Source organism: Thermococcus sp., from assembly GCF_027011145.1.
Classification (GTDB): Archaea; Methanobacteriota_B; Thermococci; order Thermococcales; family Thermococcaceae; genus Thermococcus.
Genome location: NZ_JALVAO010000040.1, coordinates 53,428 through 63,741 on the forward strand (window position 1 = coordinate 53,428; position 10,314 = coordinate 63,741).

Sequence of the window (10,314 nt, forward strand, 5' to 3'; positions counted from 1 at the left end):
GAGGGAGATGATTAGGTATCCAGCGGTTGCCGGAAGCTTCTATCCGGCTGACGATACGCTCATAGAGATGCTGGAGGAGTTTTTCAGCGACCTGGGTGAGGAAGGAAGCGAGAGGAAAATCACAGCCGGAGTTGCGCCCCACGCTGGTTACGTATTCTCGGGCTACACTGCCAGCAGGACATACAAGGCGATATTTGAGGACGGCCTGCCCGAGACCTTCGTAATCCTCGGGCCGAACCATACCGGCCTGGGCTCGCCCATAGCGGTCTATCCTGAAGGCGAGTGGCTCACTCCTCTGGGGAGCATAGAGGTCGATGCTGAGATGGCAAAGGCCATAGCGAGGCTATCGGGAATTGCTGATTTGGACGAGCTGGCCCACAAATACGAGCATTCCATAGAGGTGCAGGTTCCTTTCATCCAGTATCTCGCTGAGAAAGCCGGAAAGGACGTTAAAATCGTCCCGATAACCCTCGGCATTCAGGACGAAGACGTCGCGAGGGCGCTTGGAAAGGCAATCTTCGAAGCCAGTGAGGAACTCGGCAGGGACGTTGTTGTCATAGCCAGCACGGACTTCATGCACTACGGCCCGGTTTATGGCTACGTGCCGTTTAGGGCTAGGGCCGATGAGCTCCCGCATAGAATCAAGGAGTGGGACTTCAGGCTAATCAGGAGAATCCTTGAATTCGACGTTGACGGCCTGTTTAGAGAACTTCGTGAGATGAGGCACACGATGTGCGGGCCCGGTGGCGTTGGAACGGCGATAGTCTACTCGCGCCTCGCTGGAGCGGTTGAGGCTGAACTTTTGCACTACACGACGAGCTATGAGGTCAGCCGCTCGACGGACGCGGTAGTTGGCTACGCGAGTATAGTGATGAGGAAGTGAAAACCAAAAGTCAGATAAAACTTTTCCCTCTTTTGCATTTTGGGAGGGTCGAAGATGAGGGTTCTAGCTTCAGCCCCGGCTAAAATTATCCTCTTCGGCGAACATAGCGTGGTTTACGGAAAGCCTGCCATCGCTGCCGCGATAAACTTGAGAACCTATGTGCGTGCGGAGTTCAACGATTCTGGCAGAATAAAGATAGAGGCCCACGACATAAAGACTCCAGGTTTAATAGTGTCCTTCTCCGAGAGCGAGATTTACTTTGAGAGCGACTACGGAAAAGCAGCTGAGGTTCTCAGCTACGTCAGACAGGCGATAGAACTCGTGAAGGAAGAAGCGGACAAAAACGGGAGGGGCATAACGGTCTCGATAACCTCCCAGATACCGGTTGGGGCGGGTCTCGGCTCATCGGCGGCAGTTGCGGTTGCCACAATAGGCGCGGTTTCAAAGCTCCTTGGTCTGGAACTCACCAACGAGGAGATTGGAAAGCTCGGCCATAAGGTTGAACTCCTCGTCCAGGGAGCTTCAAGCGGTATAGACCCGACGGTTTCGGCAATCGGAGGCTTCATTCACTATGAGAAGGGCAAGTTCGAGCACCTACCCTTTATGGAACTGCCGATAGTCGTGGGTTACACGGGCTCAAGTGGCTCGACCAAAGAGCTGGTTGCGATGGTCAGGAGGACATACGAGGAGATGCCCGAGATTGTTGAGCCGATACTGGTCTCGATGGGCAAGGTAGTGGAGAAAGCTAGAGAAGTTATCCTCTCGGATTTGGACGATGAAACGCGCTTCAAGACCCTTGGAAAACTCATGAACATAAACCACGGCCTTTTAGATGCCCTCGGCGTTTCCACGAAAAAGCTGAGCGAACTCGTTTATGCGGCTAGAACCGCCGGAGCCCTGGGAGCAAAAATAACCGGTGCCGGTGGCGGTGGATGTATGTACGCGTTAGCTCCAGAGAAGCAGAGCGAAGTGGCAACGGCCATAACAATAGCCGGCGGAACGCCGATGGTAACGGAGATAAGCAGGGAAGGGCTTCGCATAGAGGAGGTGATACCGTGATAATAGTTAAGCTCGGCGGGAGCGTTTTCAGCGACAAGAAAGGAAAAGCCGAGAACTTCAGGGAGAAAGTCGTCCGCTCGATAGCGCGGGAAATCGGGGAGTTCTACCCCGATGAAGAGTTCATCGTCGTTCACGGCGGGGGAAGCTTCGGGCATCCGGAGGCAAAGAAATACGGGATTAGGGATGGCCTCCTCGGCCTTTCGGGCGAGTCCCTCTTTTGGCGCAAAAAGGGGTTCTCACTCACTCACCATGCGATGCTCAGGGCGAGCATGAAAATAGTGGAGGCGTTCATTGGGGAGGGTTTGCCTGCCGTTTCAGTCTCAAGCTCCTCCGTTTTCCTCATGGACTCCAACAGGGTTGCCTACGGTGACGTTGAGCCGGTTAGAAAGCTGATTGAAACGGGCTTTATCCCGGTTCTCTTTGGAGACGTTGCCGTTGATTTGGCCCGGGGCGTTGACATACTCTCCGGCGACCAGATAGTTACCTACCTCACAAAGCTCTTCAGGCCGAGGAAGGTCGTTTTCCTGATGAGCGTTGACGGCATCTACGAGGGAAAGCCCGGCGAGGGAACACTGCTCTTCGAGATTCCCTCCGGGGAAATCGACGGCCTCATAGAGCGCCTCAAGAAACTTTCTGGCCCAGACGGTGACGTCACGGGGGGGATAATCAACAAGCTTAGGGAAGCAAAGGAGATAGCCCGCTTTTCAGAGGTCTGGTTTGTCAACGGCTTGATTCCGGGAAGGCTGAGCGGGGCCATCAAGGGGGACGGCTTCGGCACGAGGATTGTTCCCTGATTCGAAAACTTTTTATTTTTGTTCGTAATCCTGATAACCATGCTACGTAAGACAATCGCACTCGTCCTTCTCCTCATGGTAGCCCTCTTGGGCCTCCTGAAGGCATCTTCCAGCGGTTACCTCAGCGCTCTCGATGCACATCCAAGCGACCTTAACCTGAGCGTAAGGGCCGAAAACAACACGCTCACCGTTGAGTGGACCCTTGAGGGCTGTAAAATCGTAAGGTCTCTCTCCAGGGGAAGGGATGCCGTGATTCTCGTCTACCCCGGCTGGGTGGAGAAGGGAGACGGCGTGTGGTCGGTCATTGGGGATGTCTCCAACGTCTCGGTGGTTTTAAACGGAAGGAAAGTCAATTTCACAGCTATCTACCACCCCTATCGGCTCATCGTCTCGAACGGGAGCAGAAACGCAACGATTATAGAATCTTCGACGTCCCCTTCGACTTCCCCTCGGCGGTGACATCCGGAAGGATTGAGCTTCGCTTTAGCACATACTATACCTGCAACAACTTCACGGTGGACGTTATCTACTTCCACAGCACCGGGAGAGGGGAATACCACGACCTCGTGCTCCCCCTGTCGGTAAGCCTCGGCGAGGGATTCCCCGAGTTTTCTAACTTCCGGTCTGAGTTCAACTTTACAATCGGCTCCTCCGGGATGGTGAGATTCCTGAGCTCGGCCGTAAACGCCCACTACCTTGGCGACTGGATTGAAGAGCCCAGGGGCTGGCTGGTTGTCAAACGTGTGAACGTCACGGTCTGTCCACCCAAAACCTCTTAACTCTTCACGCCTTCTCTTTTCCGGTGGTGTGAATGGAGGCCTTTGACAGGGAGGAACTCACTATCATCAGAAAGTTCGAGCACATAGAACACTGCCTCAAGAGGAACGTTCAGGCTCATGTGAGCAATGGCTTTGAAGATGTGCACTTCGTTCACATGAGTCTGCCCGAGATAGACAAGGACGAAATAGACCTGAGCGTCGAGTTTCTGGGCAGGCGCTTCGATTATCCAATCTTCATAGCCGGCATGACGGGGGGAACTAAGGGTTCCCAGCTGGCCGGAAGGATAAACAAGACCCTTGCCAAAGCCGCGCAGGAGCTCAACATACCGATGGGCGTTGGAAGTCAGAGGGCGATGATAAGGAAGCCGGAAACCTGGGAGAGCTACTACGTTAGGGACGTTGCCCCCGATGTTTTCCTCGTCGGCAACCTTGGCGCCCCCCAGTTCTCTGAAACGATACCGGAGCGCTACGGTATCGAGGAGGCCCTTAAAGCTGTTGAAACAATTCAGGCCGATGCTTTGGCGATACACATGAACCCCCTCCAGGAGAGCGTCCAGCCCGAGGGAGATACTCAATACCGGGGCGTTCTCAAAGCGTTGGCGGAGCTCAAGGCCGAGTTCCCGTATCCGATAATAGCGAAGGAAACCGGTGCCGGGGTCTCCAAGGAAGTCGCGATAAGGCTTGAGAGCATAGGGATTGATGCCATCGATGTTGGTGGACTCGGCGGGACGAGCTGGAGCGCCGTGGAGTACTACCGGGCGAAGGACGAGCTCGGAAGAAACTTGGCCCTGCGCTTCTGGGACTGGGGGATTAAAACGGCCATAAGCGTTGCTGAAGTTCGCTACTCGACGGATTTGCCCATCATAGCCACAGGTGGAATGCGCGACGGAATAACGATGGCCAAGGCCTTGGCAATGGGTGCAACCTTTGCCGGAGTGGCGTTGCCCCTCTTAAAGCCCGCCGTGAAGGGTGACGTTGAAGGCGTCATAAAAATCCTCAGGAGGTACATCGAGGAGATAAGGAACGCGATGTTTCTGGTAGGTGCCAAGAACGTCGAGGAGCTCAGGAAGGTCCCGCTCGTGATTACGGGCTTCACCCGGGAGTGGCTTGAGCAGAGGATTGACTTATCTGCGTATCTCAGGAATAGGTGAGCTCCTTTTCTTTCCTAAAATGCACACCTTTTTAAACCCCTGAACAGAGTAAAGAGCAACGCAGCCCCACGCCTCAAGAGGGGCCTGGGGCGGGAGGATGATGCAGATGATACGAATCTACACAATCAGTGGTTACGAGGAAGTCGGCAAGAACATGACCGCCGTTGGCTATTCCGACGGCAGGAAGGAGGAAGTCGTGATAATAGACATGGGCATAATGCTCGACAGGGTAATGATTCACGAGGACACGAGCATTCAGAAGTTTTCGGATAAAGAACTCCAGAAGCTCGGGGCAATTCCCGACGACAGAATCCTTTGGAAAAGCAGGAACAAGAAGGTCGTCGCGATAGCCCTCACCCACGGCCACCTTGACCACATAGGGGCAATAGCCAAGCTCGCGCCCCACTACCCGGACACGCCTGTCTATGGGACGCCCTACACGATTAAGCTCGCAAAGGCAGAGGTTAAGAGCGAGGAGTATTTTGAAGTGAAAAACCCCATGTACGAAACGAACTTCGGGGAAATCGTCCAGGTGAGCGAGAACATCGCAATAGAGTTCATCCGTTCAACCCATTCAATTCCACAGGCCTCAATGGTTGCTATACACACGCCTGATGGGATAGTCCTCCATACCGGAGATTTTAAGTTCGACAACAACAACCCCCTCGGCGAGAGGCCGGACTACAAGAGGCTGAAGGAGCTCGGTAAGGAGGGCGTTAAGGTTCTAATTGCTGAATCCACCCGCGTTGCCGAGCCGACGAAAACGCCGAGTGAGGCCGTTGCCCAGATGCTCCTCGAGGACTTCTTTCTCTACGAGGGCATGGACGAGAAGGGACTGATAGCCACTACCTTCGCGAGCCACATCTTCCGCCTTCAGGAGCTCATCTGGATAGCCAACAAGATGGGCAGGCAGGCCGTCCTCGTCGGTCGCTCGCTGGCGAAGTACACGGGCATAGCGAAACAGCTCGGCCTCATAAAGATGAAGGGGGCTAGGGCCGTTAGGAGCCCAAACGCCGTTAGGAAGGTCCTGAAGGAGGTTTCCCAGGCGAGGGAAAACTACCTCCTCATAGTTACTGGCCATCAGGGGGAGCCCGGAGCGGTTTTAACGAGGATGGCCGACGGTGAACTCTACGACATCGGCAAGGACGATACCGTCGTCTTCTCCGCGGGGACGATACCCAACCCCCTAAACTACGCCCAGAGGTACAAACTCGAGACAAAGCTGAAGATGAGGGGCGTCAGAATGATTAAGGACCTCCACGTTTCTGGACATGCAAGCAGGGAAGACCACCGCTACCTCGTCAGAATGCTCAATCCGGAGAACATCGTCCCGGCCCACGGCGAGTTCAGAATGCTAACCCACTACGCTGAGCTCGCTGAGGAAGAGGGTTACATGATTGGAAAGGACGTCTTCGTTTCGAGGAACGGCTACGTCGTTGAGATTCCGTGAAACACCGTATGCCGTAAGACTGATAAAGGGTTCCTCTCTTTTTCCATTAGCTCTTTCATGCTCACGGGGTGATAGCATGGGAAAGTACGATGAGCTGTTCAAGAGGATTAAAATCATGGCCAGAGCCGTTGACGAGAAAATCTTCGAGCTCATTCCCGAGAAGGAACCAAAGAGCCTCTACGATGCCGCGAGGCATTATCCACTCGCCGGTGGGAAGAGGGTAAGACCCTTTGTAGTTCTGCGCGCCACCGAGGCAGTTGGCGGCGACCCTGAGAAGGCACTCTATCCTGCGAGCGCCGTGGAGCTAATCCACAACTACTCCCTCGTCCACGACGACATTATGGACATGGACGAGCTCAGAAGGGGAAGGCCGACCGTCCACAAGCTCTGGGGCGTTAACATGGCCATTTTAGCGGGCGATTTGCTCTTCAGCAAGGCCTTTGAGGCGATAGCCAGGGCCGAGGTAAGCCCGGAGAAAAAGGCCAGAATCCTTGAGGTTCTGGTAAAGACCTCCAACGAGCTCTGCGAGGGGCAGGCTCTGGACATAGAGTTCGAAAAAAGGAACACGGTGACTGTTGATGAATACCTCAGAATGATAAGCGGTAAAACTGGGGCCCTCTTTGACGGCTCTGCAACCATCGGGGCAATCGTTGGGACGGATAACGAGGAGTACATTAGGGCCCTGTCAAAGTGGGGAAGGAACGTTGGAATAGCTTTCCAGATATGGGACGATGTCCTTGACCTGATAGCCGACGAGGAGAAGCTGGGTAAACCCGTGGGAAGCGACATAAGGAAGGGTAAGAAGACGCTGATAGTTAGTCACTTCTTCAGCAAGGCCAGTGATGAGGATAAGGCCGAGTTCCTGAAGGTTTTCGGTAAATACGCCGGCGATGCAAAGGGCGACGCGTTAATACACGACGAGAAGGTGAAGGAAGAGGTTGCAAAGGCCATTGAACTCCTCAAAAAGTACGGAAGCATTGACTACGCGGCAGAATACGCCAGGAACCTCGTTAGGGAAGCGAACGAAGCGTTAAAAGTCCTCCCCGAGAGCGAAGCCAGGAAAGATTTGGAGCTTCTGGCGGAGTTTCTGGTCGAGAGGGAATTTTGATGGGGGAGCTCAGGCTCTCCGATTATTCCTCCGATATCGTTATCCTGTCCCTCCTCCTTCTCATAGTCTCGGCTCTGGCGGTTCCATGGGTTGAAGTTTCCGTGAGCTCCCCGGGCGATGCCCTCTACTTCCTCCTCCTGCCGTGGGTTTTTGGTGGTTCCGCTCCACGAGGGCCTCCATGTCTTTCGGCGTTACGACGATTGGCAAGGTTGCTATAGCGCCCTACGTGGCAATAGAGACTCCATTACCTGCGAAGAGGTACATGCTCGTTTCCCTATCTCCACTGGCACTCTCGGCCAGTTCCCTCTCCCTTGCCTGGGCCTTCCGTTCTAACTTCTGGGCGCTCGTTTACATCTTCAACACGGCGGGAATGGCTGGCGACTTCATTACTGCGCTCGTGCTCTTAAAGATGCCCGGAGATGCAAAGGTCTTCGACGAGGGAACAGTTCTCAGCTCAAAAGATGAAATACCGAGACCTTACCCGTTGTGGGTTTCGTCACTTCTAAAGGCCATCATAGTGCTGGCTTTCCTGTTAGTTCTCCTCCTCGGCCGTGTGGAAGTTGTGGTCGAGAGGTGAACTTTCCGCCAGAATCCACCCAACCGGCGGGTGCTTGGTTCCTCTCTTCCACTTCTCGTAGGCTCTATCCCACCTTTTTAAAAGCTCGGTGCGCTTATCTTTGTCTTTTATACCTTCCACGTATTCCCGCGGGAGGTAAGCTAGATAGTGGGGTAAAGCAGGCTCAAAGGTTCCGCTCTCTATTACATTCCCTCCCGCTTTCTCGACAAGTTCCGTGAGCTTTTCAAGCGTCGGGTAGTGCAGGTCGTCCTTTTCGCCGAACAGCGCCTCGAAGATTTCCTCGCGGAGGTTGTATAGCTCCAAATGTGCCTCCTGCCTCTCGTTGTTCGCTACCGGCAGGCTCTCGGCTATGAAGACTCGCTCAGAGACCCTGAGCATCTCGGAGATAACCCTGACCATTGTCCCCTCATTTTTCAGGCTCCTAACTCCGTGAACAAGAACGGCCAAGTCGAAGGTTTTGAATGGGAAGGGAAGCTCCCTCGCGTCGAGCTTCAGGGGGATTATCCTGTGCTTAACGCCTGTGACTGAAGTTATCTCCTCGAAGAAGCGCCACCTTGATTTATCAACGGCCACAACGCGACCGGTTTCGCCAACGAGGTGGGCGAGTGGAACGGTCGTTAGGGCATGCGCTCCGCAACCGACTTCGAGAACGTTCATGCCCTCTTTGATTGGCGCGAACTCAAGGACGCGGAAGCGTTCGAGCATTTCTACATGCAACCAGTTTGGAGGAAGTGGAGATTCATCTCGGAGCGGGATTTTGGAGAGAACTTCTCTCTTGAACGTTTCCTCGTCAAAAGACATGGACGACACCGAGAAAGGCTAAAAACGTTCTCTTTAAGGAGCTTTCGGAGAAAAGGTTTTATAAGTTGATGCTGAATTAATGGCAATTAAAAATTCTGAAAGGAGAAAGAATAAAATTCACTCCACATAAACAGCTGGCTTCAGTGGCATTGCCTGCCTCTTCTTTCCGCCCTTGTCTTCTTCGGGGTTGATGATTATCTCGAGGCCGAGTTCCTTCTCAATGAATTCCTTTGCCTCTCTCAGAGCCTTCTCCTCGTCTATGCGCTTCACTTCAAAGGCCCTCTCCCTGATGAGTCTCTGGATGAGCTTGCTTACCTCCTTGCCGTGCTTCCTCATCTCCTGCTCTTTCATCAGCTCGGCCATCGCTGACTTGAAGTCCCTCTTCTCTGCAACAACTTCAACTACCTTCCACTTCCACTCTGGTGAAGTGTAGATGTAGGCCTTCTTCGCATCTTCGAGCTTGGCGACCCTTATTATCTCCTTGATGTCCTCGATGACGGACTGGACGAACTGCTCCTCAGCCTCTACCGTCTCGTTCCACCACTCCTCAACGGGTTCAGGCCATTTCGCCAAGCTCACAAAGCCCTCTCCGCCGAGCTTCTCCCACAGTTCCTCGCTTATGTGTGGAGTGAACGGCGCCATGAGCCTGACCCAGACCTCAGCGAGCTTTCTCAATACGTAGCGCTTCGCCTCGTCGTCCCTGCCTTCAGTTCTCCTCATGTACCAGCGGAGGTCGTTTAAAACCGTGTAGAAGGCCCATTGAACTGCCGTCCTCGTCCTGAACTCCTCAAGGGCCTTCGTTGCTCCTTCAATGGCCTTGTTGAGCCTGTGGAGCATCCACTTATCTATGTTCTTCAGCTCAACGCCGTCCTTGGCCTCATAGCTTGCGAACTCGCTTATCAGCTCGTAGAACCTCTCTACCTGTCTGCGGAGCTTTCCTACTTCTTTCCTGCGCCAGTCGAAGTCGCTGTCGTGCTCGGCAAGGCTCATTATGTAGAGCCTGACTACATCGGCACCGTTCTCCTCGATTGCATCTATGAAGTTCAGCACGTTGCCCTTGCTCTTGCTCATCTTCTGTCCTTCCAGCGTTCCGAAGCCGTTGACGGCTATTCCCCTCGGCCAGTGCTCCTTCCTGAATATCGCGGTGTGGTTGAAGATGAAGAACGTCAGGTGGTTCGGTATGAGGTCTTTGGCGGAGCAACGCCAGTCTAGGGGATACCAGTACTCGAACTCCTCCTTCATCTCATGGATTGTCTCCGCCGGAATTCCGGTCTTCTCCTCAAGCTCTTTCTCGCGCTTCTCGTTAAATTCCTCGCGGAAGATATAGTCGAAGAACTCCCTCGTGAGCTTCTCCGGGTTGAGTTTGCCCTCCTTCCTCAGCTGGTTGATGTGTCTGCTTATAGTATAGTAGGCCATGTAGATTGTGGAGTCGCTCAGGCTCTCGATTACCCACTCCGGGTCCCAGGGCAGAGGCGTTCCCAATCCAACTTTCCTCGCGCAGGCCTTCTTGTCTAGCCACTCTATTACGGCCTCGAACTGTGCCCTTCTGCTCTCCGGGTAAATCGTCATGTTTGCTAAAGCCTCTCTCGCCTTCTCCTTCCACTCGGGGTTACCGTAGTCGATGAACCACTGGTCGTGGATTATCTTGATGACTGCCTGGTTGCCAAAGCGCGAAATGACTGGCTTCTCTGCGAACTCGTACATTATCTCGG

The 10,314-nt window shown here is 53.9% G+C and carries 12 protein-coding genes; 10 read left to right on the plus strand and 2 right to left on the minus strand.

Features of this window, described 5'->3' with window-relative positions; genetic code table 11:
- The first annotated feature begins 7 nt into the window (after positions 1-7).
- From MVG27_RS04770 to MVG27_RS04815, 10 genes are all read left to right on the plus strand, one after another.
- Complete coding sequence (locus MVG27_RS04770) at positions 8-883, plus strand: MEMO1 family protein (RefSeq protein ID WP_297549902.1); 876 nt, start codon at positions 8-10, stop codon at positions 881-883.
- 54 nt (positions 884-937) lie between these two features.
- Complete coding sequence (locus MVG27_RS04775) at positions 938-1,942, plus strand: mevalonate kinase (RefSeq protein ID WP_297549874.1); 1,005 nt, start codon at positions 938-940, stop codon at positions 1,940-1,942.
- Complete coding sequence (locus tag MVG27_RS04780) at positions 1,939-2,736, plus strand: isopentenyl phosphate kinase (protein ID WP_297549876.1); 798 nt, start codon at positions 1,939-1,941, stop codon at positions 2,734-2,736. Before MVG27_RS04775 ends, MVG27_RS04780 begins: the two co-directional genes overlap by 4 nt.
- Before the next feature lie 39 nt (positions 2,737-2,775).
- The gene (locus tag MVG27_RS04785; RefSeq protein ID WP_297549878.1) at positions 2,776-3,195 is read left to right on the plus strand and encodes a hypothetical protein; all 420 of its coding nucleotides are present in this window, start codon (positions 2,776-2,778) and stop codon (positions 3,193-3,195) included.
- Positions 3,192-3,515, plus strand: coding sequence for a hypothetical protein (locus tag MVG27_RS04790; protein WP_297549881.1), 324 nt, complete (start codon positions 3,192-3,194; stop codon positions 3,513-3,515). Before MVG27_RS04785 ends, MVG27_RS04790 begins: the two co-directional genes overlap by 4 nt.
- Before the next feature lie 32 nt (positions 3,516-3,547).
- Positions 3,548-4,666 (plus strand): type 2 isopentenyl-diphosphate Delta-isomerase, encoded by a 1,119-nt coding sequence (gene fni / locus MVG27_RS04795; RefSeq protein WP_297549883.1) that lies wholly within the window; start codon positions 3,548-3,550, stop codon positions 4,664-4,666.
- A 106-nt stretch (positions 4,667-4,772) separates the two neighbouring features.
- Positions 4,773-6,116, plus strand: coding sequence for an RNase J family beta-CASP ribonuclease (locus MVG27_RS04800; protein ID WP_297549904.1), 1,344 nt, complete (start codon positions 4,773-4,775; stop codon positions 6,114-6,116).
- 76 nt (positions 6,117-6,192) lie between these two features.
- Complete coding sequence (locus MVG27_RS04805; RefSeq protein ID WP_297549885.1) at positions 6,193-7,224, plus strand: polyprenyl synthetase family protein; 1,032 nt, start codon at positions 6,193-6,195, stop codon at positions 7,222-7,224.
- On the plus strand, positions 7,224-7,442 hold the full coding sequence (locus tag MVG27_RS04810; RefSeq protein WP_297549887.1) for a hypothetical protein: 219 nt from the start codon (positions 7,224-7,226) through the stop codon (positions 7,440-7,442). The genes MVG27_RS04805 and MVG27_RS04810 overlap by 1 nt, the downstream gene beginning before the upstream one ends.
- A complete protein-coding gene (locus MVG27_RS04815; protein ID WP_297549889.1) occupies positions 7,403-7,801 on the plus strand; it encodes a metalloprotease family protein in 399 nt (132 codons plus the stop codon). Before MVG27_RS04810 ends, MVG27_RS04815 begins: the two co-directional genes overlap by 40 nt.
- Here the strand turns inward: MVG27_RS04815 and MVG27_RS04820 are convergent.
- Positions 7,757-8,602 carry a class I SAM-dependent methyltransferase gene (locus MVG27_RS04820; protein ID WP_297549891.1) on the minus strand — a complete coding sequence of 282 codons (846 nt, stop codon included), beginning with the start codon at positions 8,600-8,602 and terminating at the stop codon, positions 7,757-7,759. The two genes, MVG27_RS04815 and MVG27_RS04820, sit on opposite strands and share 45 nt — an antisense overlap.
- A 117-nt stretch (positions 8,603-8,719) precedes the next feature.
- Positions 8,720-10,314: leucine--tRNA ligase (locus MVG27_RS04825; protein WP_297556268.1), on the minus strand; the 1,595-nt coding region annotated here is incomplete at its 5' end.

Coding starts and splice junctions, on each gene's coding strand:
- MVG27_RS04770 (WP_297549902.1), top strand. CDS start 8: ATGATTAGGTATCCAGCGGTTGCCGGAAGCTTCTATCCGGCTGACGAT.
- MVG27_RS04775 (WP_297549874.1), top strand. CDS start 938: ATGAGGGTTCTAGCTTCAGCCCCGGCTAAAATTATCCTCTTCGGCGAA.
- MVG27_RS04785 (WP_297549878.1), top strand. CDS start 2,776: ATGCTACGTAAGACAATCGCACTCGTCCTTCTCCTCATGGTAGCCCTC.
- fni (WP_297549883.1), top strand. CDS start 3,548: ATGGAGGCCTTTGACAGGGAGGAACTCACTATCATCAGAAAGTTCGAG.
- MVG27_RS04800 (WP_297549904.1), top strand. CDS start 4,773: ATGATACGAATCTACACAATCAGTGGTTACGAGGAAGTCGGCAAGAAC.
- MVG27_RS04805 (WP_297549885.1), top strand. CDS start 6,193: ATGGGAAAGTACGATGAGCTGTTCAAGAGGATTAAAATCATGGCCAGA.
- MVG27_RS04810 (WP_297549887.1), top strand. CDS start 7,224: ATGGGGGAGCTCAGGCTCTCCGATTATTCCTCCGATATCGTTATCCTG.
- MVG27_RS04815 (WP_297549889.1), top strand. CDS start 7,403: ATGTCTTTCGGCGTTACGACGATTGGCAAGGTTGCTATAGCGCCCTAC.
- MVG27_RS04820 (WP_297549891.1), bottom strand. CDS start 8,602: ATGTCTTTTGACGAGGAAACGTTCAAGAGAGAAGTTCTCTCCAAAATC.